The following is a 17280-nucleotide window of genomic DNA, read 5'->3' as shown; positions in this document are numbered from 1 at the left end:
ACAATTAGAGGATCAGGTATGGCCAGCACCGCTCCGACAGAGGCAGCGCGAGGGTCCGGTCGGCGGCTGACGTCGGCAACGCCGGGATATCGCGCCGCCGTGCTGGCGATGCTGCTGCTGGTCTACACCTTCAACTTTCTCGACCGTCAGATTCTTGGCATCCTGGTCCAGCCGATCAAGGCGGAACTGGGGCTGACTGACACCCAGCTGGGGGCATTGGGCGGCATCGCCTTTGCAATGCTCTATTCGACGCTGGCGATCCCGCTGGCACTGATCGCCGACCGCACCAGCCGCAGCTGGGTCATCACCATTTCGCTTGGCGTGTGGAGCGCCTTCACTGCGCTGTGCGGAATGGCGACCAGTTTCTGGCAGCTGTTCCTGTTTCGCGTCGGCGTCGGCGTCGGCGAAGCGGGGGGCGTCGCGCCATCCTATGCCATGATCGCGGATTATTTCCCGCCGGAAAAGCGCGCGCGGGCGCTGTCCATATATTCGCTGGGCGTGCCTATCGGCCTGGCTGGCGGGTCGATCCTGGGCGGGTTCATCGCCGCGACGGTCAACTGGCGCACTGCCTTTCTGGTGGTGGGCGTAGCGGGCATCGTCATCGCCCCGCTGTTCCGGCTGATCGTCCGCGAACCCGTGCGGGGGATGAGCGACCCTGCCCCCGCCACATCCGAACGCGTGCCGGTGGGCCGCGTCTTTGCCATATTGGCGCGCAAGCCCAGCTTCTGGCTGATGGGCTTTGCCGCCGGGTTCAGTTCGATGTGTGGCTATGGCCTGGCATATTGGATGCCATCGGTGCTGATCCGCAGCTTTGGCTTCGACCTGTTCACGGCGGCGCTGTACATCGGCTCGACGCTGTTGATCGGCGGCAGTGCGGGCGTGCTGCTGGGCGGCGTGATGGCCGACCGGCTGGGCGGTGCGGACAAGGGCGCCTATGCCAAGCTGCCGATGATCGCATGGCTGGTCACCGTGCCGCTGTTCGGCGCTGGGCTGATGGCGTCCGGCTCGCCGATCCTCGCTTGGGCGTTTTTTCTGATCCCCAATGGGCTCAACATCCTGTGGCTCGGCCCGGTGACGACGGCGGTGCAGGGGCTGGTCCCGCCGCCCATGCGCGCGACGGCCAGCGCATCGTTCCTGCTGATCAACAATCTGATCGGCCTGGGTCTCGGTTCCTGGATCATGGGCGCGATGTCAGACGCGATGACGGCGTCGATGGGCGACGACGCGCTGCGCTGGGCCGCGTTCCTGGCGCTGGGCTTTTACCTCGTCGCGGCAGGGCTGATGGCGCTGGCGATCAAACCGCTGCGGCGAGATTGGTGGGACCAGCGCGGGGCGTAGCGGCTGCGCGCCCCGCGCCTACCGCTTCCCGCCACTCCATTTCTTTTGCACCTTGCCGAACCGCGTCTTGCGGGTGCCGGGCTTGCCCTCGTTGCTGCGGCCCATGATCGGCGCCTTTTTCTCATGATCGGGCAGCCCGAGTTCCTCCGCCTCCAGGCTGCGGATTTCATCGCGCAGGCGGCCGGCCTCTTCAAATTCCAAATCAGCGGCGGCCTTGCGCATCTTCTTTTCGAGTTCCTCGATATAAGCGCGCAGATTGTGGCCGACCATGTGGGGCCGATCCTCGTCGATCTCGACGGTCACCTGATCCTTTTGCGAGACATGGGCGATGATGTCGCCGATGTTGCGCTTGATCGTCTGGGGCGTGATGCCGTGTTCGCGGTTATAGGCTTCCTGCTTTTCGCGCCGCCGACTGGTTTCGTTGAGCGCACGCTCCATGCTGCCGGTGATGCGGTCGGCATAGAGGATGACGCGCCCGTCGACGTTGCGCGCGGCGCGGCCGATGGTCTGGATCAATGAGGTTTCGGAACGCAGAAATCCTTCCTTGTCGGCATCCAGGATGGCGACCAGTCCGCATTCGGGAATGTCCAGCCCCTCGCGCAGCAGGTTGATGCCGATCAGGACGTCATACACGCCCATGCGAAGGTCGCGGATCAGCTCGATACGCTCCAGCGTTTCCACGTCGGAGTGCATGTAACGGACCTTGATGCCCGCTTCGTGCATGTACTCGGTCAAATCCTCCGCCATGCGCTTGGTCAGCGTGGTGACGAGCGTGCGATAGCCAAGTTCGGTGGTCTTGCGCGACTCGACGATCAGGTCCTGCACCTGTTCCTCGACCGGCTTGATCTCGACCGGCGGGTCGATCAGGCCGGTGGGGCGGATCACCTGTTCGACGAACACGCCGCCGGTCTGCTCCATTTCCCAGCCGCCGGGCGTGGCAGACACGCACACCGTCTGCGGGCGCATCGCGTCCCATTCGTTGAAGCGTAGCGGGCGGTTGTCGATGGCCGAGGGCAGGCGGAAGCCATATTCGGCCAGCGTGATCTTTCGCCGGTGGTCACCCCGCGACATGCCGTTGATCTGGCCGATCGTCTGGTGGCTTTCATCGACGAACAGTAGCGCATTTTCGGGCAGATATTCGAAAAGCGTGGGCGGCGGCTCGCCCGGCAGGCGGCCGGTCAGAAAGCGGCTGTAATTCTCGATCCCGTTGCAGCTGCCGGTCGCGGCGATCATCTCAAGGTCGAAATTGGTGCGCTGCTCCAGCCGCTGCGCTTCCAATAGCCGCCCTTCGGCCTGCAATTCCTTCAGCCGTTCCTCAAGCTCGTGGCGGATCGCGTGCGTCGCCTGTTTCAGGGTCGGGCCGGGCGTCACATAGTGGCTGTTGGCATAGATGCGGATCGAATTGAGGCTGGCGACCTTTGACCCCGTCAGCGGGTCGAATTCGGTGATCTCCTCGATCTCGTCCCCGAAAAAGCTGATGCGCCAGGCCGTGTCTTCATAGTGCGACGGAAACACCTCAAGGCTGTCGCCGCGCACGCGGAAAGCACCACGCTGAAACGCGGCGTCATTGCGCTTGTATTGCAAAGCCACCAGCTTGCGGATGATTTCGCGCTGGTCCTGCGTCTCGCCCTTTTTCAGGTCGAAGATCATTGCCGAATAGGTTTCGACCGAACCGATACCGTAAAGGCACGAAACCGACGCGACGATCAGCACGTCGTCGCGTTCCAGCAGCGACCGGGTGGCCGAATGGCGCATCCGGTCGATGGCCTCGTTGATCGAGCTTTCCTTCTCGATATAAGTATCCGACCGGGGGACATAGGCCTCCGGCTGGTAATAGTCGTAATAGCTGACGAAATATTCGACGGCGTTTTCAGGAAAAAACGACTTGAACTCGCCATATAACTGCGCGGCGAGGATCTTGTTGGGCGCCAGCACCAGCGCGGGACGCTGCAACGCCTCCACCACCTTGGCCATGGTAAAGGTCTTGCCCGAACCCGTGACGCCCAGCAGCACCTGATCGCGCTCACCGGCCTGCGCGGCGTCAACCAGTTCGGCAATCGCGGTCGGCTGGTCGCCCGACGGCTGATAGTCGCTGACCAGCTTGAACGCCCGGCCCCCTTCGGCCTTGGGCGGACGCGCGGGGCGGTGGGGGATAAAGCTTTGCCCGGTATCGGGTTCGGCCAGATTGGTGCGGATCTCGATCGCCATGCGGCGAATATGAGAACGAAGCGGGCACGGGGCAATGGTGTGCCCGTGCCCGCCCCGGTTCTTAACGGAACTCGGTCGCCTCGAAGCGGATCGGTGCGCCCTGCGCGGTGCCGACCAACTGGTCTTCCCACATAGCGGTACGGCCACGCACGATGGTGCCGATCGGCTTGCCGGTCAGTTCCCAGCCTTCGAACGGCGACCAGTCGCAGCGCGAGGCGAGCCAGTCCTTGCTCACCGTCCAGCGGCGCTTGAGGTCGACCACGGTGAAGTCGGCGTCGTAACCAAGCGCGATCCGCCCCTTGCCTACCAGCCCGAAAATCCGCTGCGGCCCGGCGCTGGTCAGGTCGATCAGCCGCTGGAGCGTCAGCCGCCCCTCCGCCACATGGTTCAGCATCAGGGGCAGCAGCGTCTGCACGCCTGGCATGCCACTGGGGCTGGCGGGATAGGGGCGCGACTTTTCCTCGATGGTGTGCGGTGCGTGGTCCGAACCGATGACATCGGGCACACCCTGCGCCATCCAGTGCCAAAGGCCCGCCCGGTGCCCGCCGGAACGGATCGGCGGATTCATCTGGGCATAGGTGCCGATCTGTGGATAGGCTTCCTCACCCGCCAGCGTCAGGTGCTGGGGCGTGACTTCGCACGTTGCGATGTCCTTGTGCCGGGCCAGCAATTCCAGCTCGGCGGGGGTGGAGATGTGCAGGACGTGGATGCGCCGCTTGGCCTCCCGCGCCAGTCGCAAAATGCGCTTGGTGGCGATCATCGCGCTTTCATCGTCCCGCCACACGGGGTGCGAGGACGGATCGCCGTCGATGCGATAGTCGGCGGCGCGTTCGTTCATGCGCGCCTCGTCCTCGGCATGGATGGCGACGCGGCGGGTGCCGCTGGCCAGCACGCGGGCCAGCGCCTCATCCTCGGCCACCAGCAGGTTGCCGGTGGAGGAACCCATGAAGATCTTGACCCCCGCCGTGCCCGGCATCCGTTCGAGCGCGCGCAGTTCCTCCGCATTCTGGCCGGTCGCGCCGACATAGAAGGCATGGTCGCACCACATGCGGCGCGCGCGCGTCAGCTTGTCGGTGATCGCGGCTTCATTGTCGGTATTGGGGTTGGTGTTCGGCATTTCGAACACCGCCGTCACGCCGCCCATTACGGCGGCGACGCTGCCGGTTTCCAGGTCTTCCTTATGCTCCAGTCCCGGCTCCCGGAAATGGACCTGGCTGTCGATGACGCCGGGCAGCACGTCGAGGCCGGTGACGTCGATCGTCTCGCCCGCATCGCCTGACCCGCCGATCGCCGCGATGCGGCCGTCGGTGACGAACACATCGACCTGCGCCGGACCGCCGGGCAAGTGGACCGTGCCGCCGCTGAGCTTCAGATCAAATGCCATGTCCGCCTCTTTCGCTGGTGATGGCGAACCCTTACGTTCTTGGCATGGACGATGCCACCCACCTTGCCGATCGCGCGCTTATCCGCCTGTCGGGCGACGATGTTCGCGGCTTCCTTCAGGGGCTGGTCACGCATAACCTGCGCGAACTGACACCCGCCCAGCCGCTTTGGACGGCGCTGCTGTCGCCGCAGGGCAAGGTGCTGTTCGATTTCCTGTTATGGGCGGATGGCGACGACGTGCTGGTCGATGCCGAAGCTGACCGCGTGGAGGCACTGGCCAAGCGGCTGACGCTGTATCGCCTGCGTCGCGCGATCGTCATCGCGCCCGAACCCGCGCTGTTGGTCCATTGGTCGCCGCGCATGGCCGACCAGCCCGCCGACCCGCGCTTGCCCGCCCTCGGTCATCGCTGGCTGTCGGCGGAGGCGAGCGACGATGCCAGCGCCGCGTGGCGCGCGCACCGCCTGTCGATGGGCGTGACAGAGGGTGTGGGTGAGCTGGGCGATGGCGAGACGCTGTGGCTGGAATGCAATGCTCGCGAGCTGAACGGCGTCAGCTTTACCAAGGGCTGCTTTGTCGGACAGGAAAATACCGCGCGGATGCACCATCGCTCTAAGGTGAATCGCCGGCTGGTGGTCAAGCCGCTGGGCGAAGCGGGACCGCGCGCGCGCGCGACCTATCCCGACCTTGGCCTGATGGTGGAACATGCGCGGGTCGAGGCGCTGGACGACGCGCTGATGCCCGAATGGCTGGCGTCGGCGCTGGCGGCGGACGCCAGCGCCGAAGTGGATTAGGCCGCGACCACCGCCTGTTCGATCGCGCCGAAAATGCTGTGGTGGCGATCGTCCTCGGCCCAGATGCGAACCGTGTCACCGGGCTTGAGGAACGGGGTTTTCGCCGCCCCATGCTGAATTGTCTCGACGGTACGGATTTCGGCGATGCAGGAATAGCCGACGCCGCCATCGGCGACCGGGCGCCCCGGCCCGCCATTTTCGTCGCGGTTGGAAACGGTGCCCGACCCGATGATCGTCCCCGCCCCCAGCGCACGCGACTTGGCCGCATGGGCGATCAGCGTGCCGAAGTCGAAGGTCATGTCCTCCGCCGCCTGTGCCCTGCCAAAGGGCTGGCCGTTCAGGTCGACATTGACCCGGCGGTCCAGCTTGCCGTCGCGCCACCAATCGCCCAGCGCATCGGGCGTGACGAACACAGGCGAGAATGCACTGGCGGGCTTTGACTGGAAAAAGCCGAAACCCTTGGCCAGTTCGCCGGGGATCAGCCCGCGCAGTGACACGTCGTTGGTCAGCCCGACCAGCCGAACCGCCGCCAGTGCTTCCTCACGGCTGGCACCCATGGGCACGTCACCGGTCACCACGACCACTTCAGCCTCAAGATCGCAGCCCCAGCTTTCGTCCTTCAGCGGGATCGGATCGCGCGGCCCCAGAAAGCCGTCCGATCCGCCCTGGTACATCAGCGGGTCGTGCCAGAAGCTGTCGGGCATTTCCGCCCCGCGCGCCTGCCGGACCAGCGCGACATGGTTCACATAAGCCGATCCATCGGCCCATTGATAGGCGCGCGGCAGCGGCGACGCGGCGTCGCGTTCGTGGAATCGCTCCCGGGGGATGGCTTCATGCTCAAGGTCGGTGGCCAGATTCGCCAGATCGGGCGCAACCCGGTCCCAGTCGTCCAGCGCCGCCTGTAAAGTCGGCGCGATATGCGCGGCATCAGCGTACCAGGCGAGGTCGTTCGACACGACCACCAGACGACCGTCGCGCCCCTGTTTCAGACTGGCCAGTTTCATCGTTTTACCTCCGCATCCTATGACACTTGCATAGTCGCTTGCTCGCCATTGTCGAGCGAGCGGCGGTTTCGATTGACAAGCCCCCCAATCCCCCCGCATCGCAGGTGCCGATGTATTCGGGGCTACGTTTTCTAGACCATCCGGGGGAGATGGCGGCGCGTATCCGCGAGGCGGATTGGCGCGGCCATCCGCTGGGCCCGCCCGACACCTGGCCGCAGGCGTTGCGCTTCAGCCTGAACATCTGTCTGGCCTCTGCCTTTCCGATGGCGATCTATTGGGGGTCGGAATATCATCTGCTTTACAATGATGCCTGGTCGGAAATTCCGGCCGATCGCCATCCCTGGGCGCTGGGGCGTCGCGGGTCCGAAGTGTGGTCCGATATCTGGGATGTGGTGGGGCCACAGTTCGATTCCGTCCTGCAGGATGGCCAGTCTTTCAGCGCTTACGACCAGTTGCTGATGATGCGCCGTGGGGGCGTTCCGACCGAGACCTACTGGAATTATTCGGGCACCCCGATTCGCGACGAATATGGCGCCGTCGTCGGCATTTTGAATCAGGGCAACGAAACCACGCGCACCGTGCTGGCCGAACGCCAGCAGCGTGCCGAGATCGACCGGCTGGTCGAGCTGTTCCAGCAATCGCCCGGCGCGGTTGCCCTGTTGTCGGGACAGGATCATCGCTTCGTCATGGCCAATGACAGCTATCACGAGCTGGTCGGCCGGCGCGACATCATCGGCAAGCCGATTGCGGAGGCGCTGCCCGAAGTGTCCAATCAGGGCTTTGTCGACCTGCTCGACAATGTGCGCGACACCGGCAAAACCTATCGCGCATGGGGTGCGCGCATCCTGCTGGCGCGCGGCGGCACGGTTCCGCTGGAGGAGCGCGTCCTCGATTTCGTCTATCAGCCGATCCGCGATCCCGACGGCACGGTCAGCCGGATTTTCATCGAAGCAACCGACGTCACCGACCGGGCATCGGCCGAACTTGCGCTGGAGGAAAGCCAGGCGCGGCTGAACCTTGCGCTGGAGGCGGCACAGGGTGTCGGCATCTGGGACTGGGATGTCGTCAACGACCGGGTGAAGACCGACGCCCGCTTTGCCAGCCTCTATGGCACGAACGCCGAACAGGCGCTTCAAGGCACGCCACTCAAGGACTTTTTCGCCACCATCCACCCCGACGATGCGACGCGTGTGCGAGCCGCGATCGATCTAACGTTGGTGACCGGCACCCCGTTTTCCGAGGAATATCGACTGGCGCAGCCCGATGGCAGCGTCCGCTGGGTCGCGGCCCAAGGGCGTCCGTTGCGGGGCGAAAACGGGGCGATGGTCCGCTTTCCCGGCGTCACCTTCGACATCACCGAGCGTAAGGCCGCCGAGGAAGCCGCCCGTGCGACGGCGGAGGAGCTGCGAGTCGCCAACGAAAGTCAGGCGTTCATCTATGCGCTTGCCGAACGGCAGCGTTCGCTGGACACGCCCGACGCGATCATGCGCTTTACGGCTGCGGCGCTTGGACGGCGGATGAAGCTTGACCGGGTGGGCTTCTATCGGCTGGACGGCGGCGGCAACGCGCAAATGGGGCCGTGCTGGTCCAATGGCGTTCTGCCCATTCTGAAAGGCTCGCTTGCCGCAACCGAACTGGGCTGGAAATCGATCGAGCGCTATCGCGCGGGGCGCAGCATGGTCGCCAGCAATTCGCGCGCGGACCCCGAACTCAAAGGAACGGCCATCGCGCGCGTCACTGGCGCGGCGGTCGGCGTTCCATTGCTGCGCCACGGCCGCTGGGTCGCTACCATGTATGTCAATCAGGCCGAGCCGCGCGACTGGAGCGACGAGGATGTCGCCTTTGTCGAGGCGGTGGCCGAGATTTCATGGGACGCGGTCGAACGCGCGACCGCCGTCGCCGGGCTGCGCGAAAGCGAGGCGCAGTTCCGCGCCATCACCAATTCGATCGACCACATGGTCTGGGCGGCACGGCCCGATGGCCAGATCGATTATTCCAACGCCCGCTGGTTCGAATATACCGGTACCTCCGCCACCGATATCGGCATCGAACGCTGGGAAGCGCTGGTCCACCCCGATCAACGCGAAGCCGTGTTCCAGCGATGGCAGCACAGCGTCGCCAGCGGCGAACCCTATGAGGCCGAATTCCGCCTTTTTCACGCAGCCAGCGGCACATATCGGTGGGTTCAGGGACGCGCCAATGCGGTGCGCGACGAACACGGCGCCATCACCCGCTGGTTCGGCACCACCACCGATATTCAGGCGGTTGTCGAGGCGCGCGAAGTCCTTGCCCGCTCACGCGAGGATCTGGAACACGCGATCGCCGAACGTACCAAGCAGCTGACATCAGCCGAGGAACAGTTGCGCCAGGCCCAGAAAATGGAGGCTGTGGGCCAGCTGACCGGCGGCATTGCGCATGATTTCAACAACATGCTGGCGGTGGTGATCGGCGCGCTCGATCTGCTCGAGCGGCGGCTCGCGCAAGGATCGACCGATATCGGCCGCTATGTCACTGCCGCACGCGACGGTGCGACACGCGCAGCCGGCCTGACGCAACGGTTGCTCGCCTTTGCCCGCCAGACGCCGCTGGCGCCGCGCGCGGTCGATGTGAACGCGATGGTCAGGGGCATGATCGAGCTGCTGACGCGCACCATCGGCGACGACATCCGCGTCGAAACGCACCTGGCAGCCGATCTGCACAACGCGGTGGCCGACCCCAGCCAGCTTGAAAACGTTGTGCTGAACCTTGCGGTCAATGCGCGCGACGCAATGCCAGGCGGCGGGGTGCTGACGATCGAGACGGGCCAGCGCCCGATCGAAGGCGCTGAGGCCGAGGGCTATCACGTCAAGCCCGGCGAATATGTCAGCCTTTGCGTGTCCGACACCGGCGCCGGTATGCCGCCAGAGGTGGTGCGCCGCGCGTTCGAGCCGTTTTTCACGACCAAGGCGGTCGGCAAGGGCACCGGGCTGGGCCTGAGCCAGGTCTTTGGCTTCGTCCGGCAATCGGGCGGCCATGTCCGGATCGACTCGGTTCCGAATGAGGGCACGGCGGTTCACGTATTCCTGCCGTGCGCGCCTCTGGTGACCGAAGATGATCGCGACAGCGAAACCCGCGTGGCGCTCGACCATAACAGCCTGAACGCGCGCGACGGCGAGCTGGTGCTGGTCGTCGAGGATGAGGAGCGGGTCCGCGCCTTTTCGATCGAGGCGTTGCGTGAGCTTGGCTATCGCGTCGAATGCGCCGCGACCGGGCCACAGGCGCTGAAACTGATCGAAGACGGGCTGCACCCGGACCTGTTGTTCACCGATATGGTCATGCCCGAAATGACCGGACGCGAACTGGCCGACAGCGCGCGTGCACGCGTGCCGGGGCTGCGCGTCCTGTTCACCAGCGGCTATACTCGCGAAAAGGGTGTAGAGGTGGAACCGGGCGACCCGCCGCTGCTGCCAAAACCGTTCAATCTTGCCCAACTGAGCCGCCATGTGCGCCACGCGCTCGACGGCTGACAGCGTGCGGGTGGACGTGGGCGCCCTCCGGCGATAGGGCGGGGCCGCATTTTTTCCAGCATCGAGGAACAGTCGTGGCGAATGTGGCGGTAATCGGCGCCCAATGGGGTGACGAGGGCAAGGGCAAGATCGTCGACTGGCTGGCGGAGCGTGCCGACGTTGTGGTCCGGTTCCAGGGCGGCCACAATGCCGGACACACGCTGGTCGTGGGCGAAAAGGTCTATAAGCTGTCGCTGCTGCCCTCTGGCATCGTCCGCGGCACGCCCAGCGTGATCGGCAACGGCGTCGTTCTGGACCCCTGGGCGCTGAAGGCAGAGGTGGAGCGACTGCGCGAACAGGGCGTGACCGTCACCCCCGACACGCTGATGATCGCGGAAACCTGTACGCTGATCCTGCCCTTCCACCGCGACCTGGACGGTCTGCGTGAGGATGCGAGCGGCGCGGGCAAGATCGGCACCACGCGGCGCGGCATCGGCCCGGCTTATGAAGACAAGGTGGGCCGTCGCGCGATCCGCGTGTGCGACCTGGCGCATCTGGACGATCTCGGTCCGCAGCTCGACCGGCTGAGCGCGCATCACGATGCGCTGCGCGCCGGTTTCGGCGAATCGCCGATCGACCGCGAGGCGTTGATCGCGGAACTGCGCGGCATCGCCGACTTCGTGCTGCCGTTCGCGGCGCCGGTGTGGCGGATGCTGAACGACGCCCGCGCGGGTGGCAAGCGCATCCTGTTCGAAGGCGCGCAGGGCGTGCTGCTCGACATCGATCACGGCACCTATCCCTTCGTCACCTCCTCCAACACGATCGCCGGCACTGCGGCTGGCGGTTCGGGTCTGGGGCCGGGAGCGGTCGGCTTCGTGCTGGGCATCGCCAAGGCTTATACGACGCGCGTCGGCTCTGGCCCCTTCCCCACCGAGCTGGAGGACGAGACCGGCGAACGGCTGGGCGTGCGCGGGCATGAATTCGGCACCGTCACCGGTCGCAAGCGCCGGTGCGGCTGGTTCGACGCCGTGCTGGTGCGCCAGTCGGCGGCGGTCAGCGGTATCACCGGCATCGCGCTGACCAAGCTGGACGTGCTGGACGGGTTTGAGGAAGTGAAGATCTGCACCGGCTATCGCCTGGGCGATACGCAGCTCGACCATTACCCTGCCCATGCCGCCGATCAGGCACGGGTCGAGCCGATCTATGAAACGATGGAAGGCTGGTCACAAACGACCGCCGGAGCGCGGAGCTGGGCCGAACTGCCGGCACAGGCGATCAAATATATCCGCCGGATCGAAGAACTGATCCACTGCCCCGTCACGCTGGTGTCGACCAGCCCGGAACGGGAAGACACGATCCTGGTTCGCGACCCCTTCGCCGACTGACACGAAAACGGCCCCGCATCGATGGGATGCGGGGCCGATTTTCATTTACCGGCTTCAGCCCTGCGGGGGCGTGTCGTCGGTCGGTTCGGTGGTTTCGGGCACCGTCGGCTCTGTCGTGGTCGACGGATTGTTCATGCCCTCATCAACCGTGCTGTCGGGTGCAGTCTGGCCCGGCATCGTTGCATCCGGCGTGGTCGGCTGCGGCGCAGTCTGGCCGGGCATCGTCTGCTGCATGGTTTCCGGCGTGGTCTGCGGAGTCGTTTGCGGCGTCATCTGGGCGACAGCCGCAGTCGAACCAAACATCAGGGCCACGGCAACAATAGCTTTATTACGCATTGGAACTACCTTTCCTCTTGCGAACTTGCGGGTATTAAACGCCCGCCAACAGGAAAGGGTCGCTCAACTGGGCGCTGGATAGCATCCATCCGCCCGATTCTTGCCTTATTTAGCCGAAATCAGCCGCACTGGGCGCGGTGAAGCAGCTTCTGATCAGCCAAAACCAGCGCCAGCATCGCCTCCACGACCGGCACGCCGCGAATACCTACGCAGGGGTCATGGCGCCCACGCGTCGCGATTTCGGTCGCCTCGCCCTCGCGAGTGACCGTCTCCACCGGCGTCAGGATCGAGCTGGTCGGCTTGAACGCACAGCGCAGGCGGATCGGCTGGCCTGTCGAAATACCGCCCGCAATGCCGCCCGCATGATTGGCAAGGAAAGCGGGCCCGCCCTCGCCGGGGCGCATCGGATCGGCATTCTGCTCACCCGTCAGGCGTGCGGCGTCGAACCCGTCGCCGATCTCCACGCCCTTTACCGCGTTGATCGACATGATCGCCGCCGCCAGTTCGCTGTCCAGCTTCGCGTAAAGCGGGGCGCCCCATCCGGCGGGCACGCCGGTCGCCTCTGCGGCGATGACAGCGCCCAGCGATGACCCCGCCTTGCGCGCGCCGTCGACCAGCCCTTCCCAACGCGCTGCTGCGACCGGATCGGGACAGAAAAAGGGATTGCGCGCGATTTCATCCGCGTCGAACCGGGTGGGGTCGATGGCGTCACCGCCGATCGATTCGACCCAGGCACGGATCGTCACTTCGGGAATGACCGCGCGCGCGACCGCCCCCGCCGCCACGCGGCTGGCCGTTTCGCGGGCCGACGATCGCCCGCCGCCGCGATAGTCGCGAAAGCCGTACTTGGCGTCATAGGCGTAATCCGCGTGACCGGGGCGATAGGCCTTGGCGACTTCCGAATAATCCTTGGACCGCTGGTCGACATTTTCGATCATCAGGCTGATCGGCGTGCCGGTCGTGCGCCCTTCGAACACGCCCGACAGGATACGGACGGCGTCGGGTTCGCGCCGCTGCGTCGTGAAGCGGCTGGTGCCGGGGCGGCGCGCGTCCAGAAAGGGCTGAATGTCCGCTTCGCTGAGCGTCAGTCCCGGCGGGCAGCCATCGACCACCGCGCCGATCGCCGGCCCGTGGCTTTCACCCCAGGTCGTGAAGCGAAAGACCCGGCCGAAACTGTTGAAGCTCATGCATCCTCCGATAGCGCGGCAAAGGCCGGCGCATGGGTGGCCGTGCCGCGCACGCCGCACGGCATCCCCGCCGATTGCAGCGGCATGGCCATCAGATAATCGCCGGCATAGGGGCTGTCGAAACCGCTCGCCCAATCGGCCGCATAGCCGAAGCGCGCATAATAAGCCGGCTCGCCCAGCACGAAGCTCAGTACCCATCCGGCGCGCGCCAGTGCGTCATGCCCCGCCGCGACCAGCGCTTCGCCCACACCCTGTCGCCGCCACGGCCCCGCCACCGCCAGCGGTGCCAGCGCGACGGCGGGAATGGCCGCGCCGTTCACTTCCACCGCCATGCGGCTGAACACGGCCGCGCCGACGATATCGGGATCGCGCGCGATCATGGTCAGCACCATGTCGCCGTCGATGCACAGGCGGCGCACCAGATCCGCCTCCGCCGCGCTTTCGAAGCTGGTGCGCAGCAGGCTGTCCAGCGCGGGCACGTCCTCTGGCCGGGCGGGGCGGATGTCCATGGGCGGCGCGTCAGGACAGCGCGATGTCGGGCGCGTCCTCGGCCTTCATGCCGATCACGTTATAGCCGCCGTCGACATGGTGGATCTCGCCGGTCACGCCCGATGCCAGGTCCGACAACAGGTAGAGACCAGCACCACCCACATCCTCGATCGTGACGTTGCGACGCAGCGGCGCGTTCAGCTCGTTCCACTTCAGGATGTAGCGGAAATCGCCGATGCCGGACGCCGCCAGCGTCTTGATTGGCCCGGCGGAAATCGCGTTCACGCGAATATTCTCCGGTCCCAAATCGGCGGCAAGATATTTGACCGACGTGTCGAGCGCCGACTTTGCCACACCCATCACATTGTAATGCGGCACGACCTTTTCCGACCCGTAATAGGTCAGCGTCAGCATCGACCCGCCATTCGGCATCATCGCCCGCGCACGCTGTGCCACGGCGGTGAAGGAATAGACGCTGATGTTCATCGTCATCAGGAAATTTTCGAGGCTGGTGTCATAATAGCGACCGCGCAGCTCGTTCTTGTCCGAAAAGCCGATGGCGTGGACGACGAAATCGATCGTCTCCCACCGCGATTTCAGCGTCTCGAACGCGGCGTCGAGCGAAGCCATGTCGCTCACGTCGCAATCAAAGATGAAATCCGAGCCAAGCTGCTCAGCCAGCGGCTTCACACGACGCGCCAGCGCATCGCCCTGATAGCTGAACGCCAGTTCGGCGCCCTGATCTGCCAAATGTTTCGCAATGCCCCAGGCGAGCGAACGATCGTTCGCCAAACCCATGACGAGTCCCCGCTTGCCCTGCATCAATCCGCTCACGCCGCCTGATCCTCCTTCTGGACGTCGGCGGCCTCTAGACCGTTTTCGGGCAGTTCCGCCAGTGCGGCGTTCAATTCGGCTCCAACCACCAGTCCCAGTCCGATCACAAAAAAGAAAATCAGGGCGATCATCACCCCGGCCAGGCTGCCATAGGTAAGGTCGTAGTTGCCCAATCCGCCCAGTACCACGGGTAACAACGCGGTGGTTGCGATCCACCACACCGCCACCAGCAGGGCGCCGGGCCATTTCGGACATTTCGACCAACGCCAGCGCGACGGGGTCAGCGTATAGAACAGCATGTAAATCGCGCCGAACAACGCCAGCGCCGGGGCGATTCGGCTGATCGAGACGAGTTGCGCGATATCGCCCGCAAAGGGCAGCAGCCGCACGATGAACGTCTCCACCCCGGTCAGCACGACCTGAAGGCTGAAGGCGATCAGCACCAACAGCACCGACGCGATGATCAGCCCGATCGACCCCAGGCGATATTCCCAAAAGGGGCGCGACATGGTGACGCCGTACGCCTCGCGCAGGACGCCGCGCACGGTTTCGATGAAGCTGGCCGTCGTCCATAAACCGACGATCACACCCAGCCACACCAGATTGCCCGCGCGCGCGGCCAGCACGTCGGCAATCGGCTTTTGCAACACTTCCGCCACATCGGGCGGGACGGTTCGCAAAAAAGCGTCCAGCGCGCGCACGCCGTCGCCCGTCCGCCCGAACACACGCGCGATGGACGCGGCGACGATGAAGAACGGAAACAATGTCAGGATCGACAGATAGGCCAGATTGCCGGCATGGGTGAACCCGGTGGTGTAGGTCCCGACCGCCACCCGCTTCATCACCTCCAAGGCCCGCCCGCCAATGCCCAGGCTCGCCAGATGCCGGCGCACGACGCCCTGTTTCGCCCGCCCTTCCGGCGTCAGTTCATGCGGATCGACCTTCATATTATCCGATCAGACGCCAAGGCGACCGCGCGGGTTCCCCTTGTGTGCGCCTTCCCACCCCTCGACAAAGGCTTGCAGCGCCGCATCATCGGCAGGCAGGTCGACCATCAGCGTGACCAGCAGGTCGCCGCGCGTCCCGTCCTTGCGGTGGAAACCGCGACCGCGCACGCGCAATGTCTTGCCCGAACTGGCGCCGCGCGGCACCTTGAGCTTCACCGCGCTGTCGGGCGTCGGCACACGCACTTCGTCCCCCAGTACCGCTTCGGCCAGCGTGATCGGCAGGTCCAGGCGGACATCGTCGCCATCGCGCTTGAAAAACGGGTGCGGCTGGACTTCGATCGTCACCATCGCATCGCCATTACCACCGGGGCCGGGCTGCCCCTTGCCGCCCAGGCGCATCTGGGTGCCGGTATCGACGCCGGCGGGCAGCTTGACCTCGACCGTCGTGCCGTCGGGCAGGTTCAGCCGCTGCGGCGCCAGCGTCACCGCGTCGACAAAGGGCACTGCCACGCGATAGGCGACGTTCGCGCCCTTTGGCGCCTGACGCCGGCCAAAGCCGCTGGCGAAACCGCCACCGCCACCCCCGCGCGCGCCACCGAACAGGCCTTCGAAAATGTCGCCGAAATCGCCACCGTCGCTGCCGAAATCGGGGCGAAAGCCACCGCCGCCCGCGCCACCGCCCGGCCCGCCGCGACCAAAGCCGAAAGGCGCGGTCGGGTTGCCGTCGGCGTCGATCTCACCCCGGTCGAACCGCGCGCGCTTGTCCTTGTCGGTCAGCAGGTCATAGGCGTTGGTGACCTGGGAAAAACGCTCCGACGCTTTTGGGTTGTCGCGATTCCGGTCGGGGTGCAGCTCCTTGGCGAGCTTGCGATATGCCTTCTTGATCTCGTCCTCGCCCGCGCCGCGCGACACGCCGAGGGTTGCGTAAGGATCAGCCACTTGATTCCCCGTTGAACATCGTTGCCCGCTAGATGGGCCGCCATCACCGCGATGGCAATCTTCGCCGCGTCACTCCTGTGGCGCGACGTCGACCGACACGTCCATGTCCTGCGCACCCGAACCCAGGACGATGCCGTCGATCGGCGCGATGTCGCCATAATCGCGGCCGATGGCAACGATGACGTGATCGGTCGCCATCCAGATGCCGTTGGTCGGATCGACCCCGACCCAGCCCAGCACCGGCCCGCACCAGATCAGGACCCAGGCATGAGTGGCATCGGCACCCACCAGCCGTTCCTGCCCCGGTGGTGGCAGCGTGCGGAGATAACCGGACGCATAGGCCGCCGGCACACCCGCCGCGCGCAATCCGCACAGCATGATCTGGGCAAAGTCCTGACACACACCACCCCGCTTGGCGAATGCCTCTGCCGGCGGCGTGTCGACCAGGGTGGCGGCGGGGTCGAAGGCGAATTCGCGCTGGATGCGCCGGGCAAGCGCGATCCCCGCCTCCAGCACGCCGCGTCCGGGTGACAGGTCCTCAGCACACCACCGCCCAATCTCGTCGTTCACCGGGATGCGCGGGCTGGGGTACAGATAGGCCGCTGGCGACAGCGGCGACAGGTCGCGGCTGTCGCGGGCCAGCCGCGCGACATCAGCGAGCGTCGGATCATCGGCTGAGGGCACGGGGATCGGCCGGTCGACGGTAATGTGCGCGACGCTTTCGATGGTCAGCTCGCGCGTCGGCTGATCGACGACCAGCCGGGTAACGTGCGCCAGCCCCGCCTGCGCGCGTGCAGGCGCCGTGCGGCCGCCAGGGCGGATGGTCAGCGAATAGTCGATCACCCGCTGGCCCGGCCAGTCGATGGGCTGGAGCCTGAGGTTACAGCGGGCGAACGCGACCGGCTCGGCATAGTCGAAATGCGTCACGTGGCGGATGGCATAGCGCATGATGG

Annotated in this window: 14 protein-coding genes; 4 read left to right on the top strand and 10 right to left on the bottom strand. The window is 65.5% G+C overall.

What is annotated here, in order from left to right; all coding sequences use genetic code 11:
- Positions 1 to 18: 18 nt before the first annotated feature.
- Positions 19 to 1338 carry a spinster family MFS transporter gene (locus tag ACAX61_RS13930; RefSeq protein WP_370715452.1) on the top strand — a complete coding sequence of 440 codons (1320 nt, stop codon included), beginning with the start codon at positions 19 to 21 and terminating at the stop codon, positions 1336 to 1338.
- Between the two features lie 18 nt (positions 1339 to 1356).
- On the opposite strand, the gene uvrB is transcribed toward ACAX61_RS13930, so the two are convergent.
- Both uvrB and ACAX61_RS13920 read right to left on the bottom strand, forming a co-directional pair.
- Positions 1357 to 3546 (bottom strand): excinuclease ABC subunit UvrB, encoded by a 2190-nt coding sequence (gene uvrB, locus ACAX61_RS13925; protein WP_370715451.1) that lies wholly within the window; start codon positions 3544 to 3546, stop codon positions 1357 to 1359.
- Between the two features lie 61 nt (positions 3547 to 3607).
- Positions 3608 to 4930 (bottom strand): dihydroorotase, encoded by a 1323-nt coding sequence (locus ACAX61_RS13920; protein ID WP_370715450.1) that lies wholly within the window; start codon positions 4928 to 4930, stop codon positions 3608 to 3610.
- Between the two features lie 44 nt (positions 4931 to 4974).
- Between ACAX61_RS13920 and ygfZ the strand changes: the two genes are divergently transcribed.
- On the top strand, positions 4975 to 5721 hold the full coding sequence (ygfZ, locus tag ACAX61_RS13915; protein WP_370715449.1) for a CAF17-like 4Fe-4S cluster assembly/insertion protein YgfZ: 747 nt from the start codon (positions 4975 to 4977) through the stop codon (positions 5719 to 5721).
- On the opposite strand, the gene ACAX61_RS13910 is transcribed toward ygfZ, so the two are convergent.
- Positions 5718 to 6725, bottom strand: a complete 1008-nt coding sequence (locus ACAX61_RS13910; protein WP_370715448.1) for a fumarylacetoacetate hydrolase family protein — start codon at positions 6723 to 6725, stop codon at positions 5718 to 5720. The two genes, ygfZ and ACAX61_RS13910, sit on opposite strands and share 4 nt — an antisense overlap.
- A 38-nt stretch (positions 6726 to 6763) precedes the next feature.
- Here ACAX61_RS13910 and ACAX61_RS13905 point away from each other — a divergent pair, with 38 nt between their 5' ends.
- Both ACAX61_RS13905 and ACAX61_RS13900 read left to right on the top strand, forming a co-directional pair.
- Positions 6764 to 10231, top strand: coding sequence for a PAS domain-containing protein (locus ACAX61_RS13905; RefSeq protein ID WP_370715447.1), 3468 nt, complete (start codon positions 6764 to 6766; stop codon positions 10229 to 10231).
- A gap of 74 nt (positions 10232 to 10305) precedes the next feature.
- The gene (locus tag ACAX61_RS13900) at positions 10306 to 11595 is read left to right on the top strand and encodes an adenylosuccinate synthase (protein ID WP_370715446.1); all 1290 of its coding nucleotides are present in this window, start codon (positions 10306 to 10308) and stop codon (positions 11593 to 11595) included.
- A 54-nt stretch (positions 11596 to 11649) separates the two neighbouring features.
- On the opposite strand, the gene ACAX61_RS13895 is transcribed toward ACAX61_RS13900, so the two are convergent.
- The 7 genes from ACAX61_RS13895 to ACAX61_RS13865 all read right to left on the bottom strand — a co-directional run bounded on the left by ACAX61_RS13895 (position 11650) and on the right by ACAX61_RS13865 (position 17275).
- The gene (locus ACAX61_RS13895) at positions 11650 to 11907 is read right to left on the bottom strand and encodes a hypothetical protein (RefSeq protein ID WP_370715445.1); all 258 of its coding nucleotides are present in this window, start codon (positions 11905 to 11907) and stop codon (positions 11650 to 11652) included.
- A 143-nt stretch (positions 11908 to 12050) separates the two neighbouring features.
- Complete coding sequence (gene aroC / locus ACAX61_RS13890) at positions 12051 to 13118, bottom strand: chorismate synthase (RefSeq protein WP_370715444.1); 1068 nt, start codon at positions 13116 to 13118, stop codon at positions 12051 to 12053.
- On the bottom strand, positions 13115 to 13627 hold the full coding sequence (locus tag ACAX61_RS13885) for a GNAT family N-acetyltransferase (RefSeq protein ID WP_370715443.1): 513 nt from the start codon (positions 13625 to 13627) through the stop codon (positions 13115 to 13117). Before ACAX61_RS13885 ends, aroC begins: the two co-directional genes overlap by 4 nt.
- A gap of 10 nt (positions 13628 to 13637) precedes the next feature.
- The gene (gene fabI / locus ACAX61_RS13880) at positions 13638 to 14441 is read right to left on the bottom strand and encodes an enoyl-ACP reductase FabI (RefSeq protein WP_370715442.1); all 804 of its coding nucleotides are present in this window, start codon (positions 14439 to 14441) and stop codon (positions 13638 to 13640) included.
- The gene (locus tag ACAX61_RS13875) at positions 14438 to 15388 is read right to left on the bottom strand and encodes a YihY/virulence factor BrkB family protein (protein WP_370715441.1); all 951 of its coding nucleotides are present in this window, start codon (positions 15386 to 15388) and stop codon (positions 14438 to 14440) included. The genes fabI and ACAX61_RS13875 overlap by 4 nt, the downstream gene beginning before the upstream one ends.
- A gap of 9 nt (positions 15389 to 15397) precedes the next feature.
- Complete coding sequence (locus tag ACAX61_RS13870; protein WP_370715440.1) at positions 15398 to 16327, bottom strand: DnaJ C-terminal domain-containing protein; 930 nt, start codon at positions 16325 to 16327, stop codon at positions 15398 to 15400.
- 69 nt (positions 16328 to 16396) lie between these two features.
- Entirely contained in the window at positions 16397 to 17275 is an 879-nt protein-coding gene (locus tag ACAX61_RS13865) for a transglutaminase family protein (protein WP_370715596.1), read from the bottom strand.
- Between the last annotated feature and the right edge of the window lie 5 nt (positions 17276 to 17280).

The organism is Sphingomonas sp. IW22 (assembly GCF_041321155.1).
Taxonomy (GTDB): Bacteria; Pseudomonadota; Alphaproteobacteria; order Sphingomonadales; family Sphingomonadaceae; genus Sphingomonas.
Note: the sequence above shows the minus strand (reverse complement) of the source record. Positions and strands in the feature narration are given on the sequence as shown.

What these genes read in the sequence shown, in the direction of transcription:
- ACAX61_RS13930 (WP_370715452.1), top strand. Translation starts at nt 19, where the DNA reads ATGGCCAGCACCGCTCCGACAGAGGCAGCGCGAGGGTCCGGTCGGCGG.
- uvrB (WP_370715451.1), bottom strand. Translation starts at nt 3,546, where the DNA reads ATGGCGATCGAGATCCGCACCAATCTGGCCGAACCCGATACCGGGCAA.
- ACAX61_RS13920 (WP_370715450.1), bottom strand. Translation starts at nt 4,930, where the DNA reads ATGGCATTTGATCTGAAGCTCAGCGGCGGCACGGTCCACTTGCCCGGC.
- ygfZ (WP_370715449.1), top strand. Translation starts at nt 4,975, where the DNA reads ATGGACGATGCCACCCACCTTGCCGATCGCGCGCTTATCCGCCTGTCG.
- ACAX61_RS13910 (WP_370715448.1), bottom strand. Translation starts at nt 6,725, where the DNA reads ATGAAACTGGCCAGTCTGAAACAGGGGCGCGACGGTCGTCTGGTGGTC.
- aroC (WP_370715444.1), bottom strand. Translation starts at nt 13,118, where the DNA reads ATGAGCTTCAACAGTTTCGGCCGGGTCTTTCGCTTCACGACCTGGGGT.
- ACAX61_RS13885 (WP_370715443.1), bottom strand. Translation starts at nt 13,627, where the DNA reads ATGGACATCCGCCCCGCCCGGCCAGAGGACGTGCCCGCGCTGGACAGC.
- ACAX61_RS13875 (WP_370715441.1), bottom strand. Translation starts at nt 15,388, where the DNA reads ATGAAGGTCGATCCGCATGAACTGACGCCGGAAGGGCGGGCGAAACAG.
- ACAX61_RS13865 (WP_370715596.1), bottom strand. Translation starts at nt 17,275, where the DNA reads ATGCGCTATGCCATCCGCCACGTGACGCATTTCGACTATGCCGAGCCG.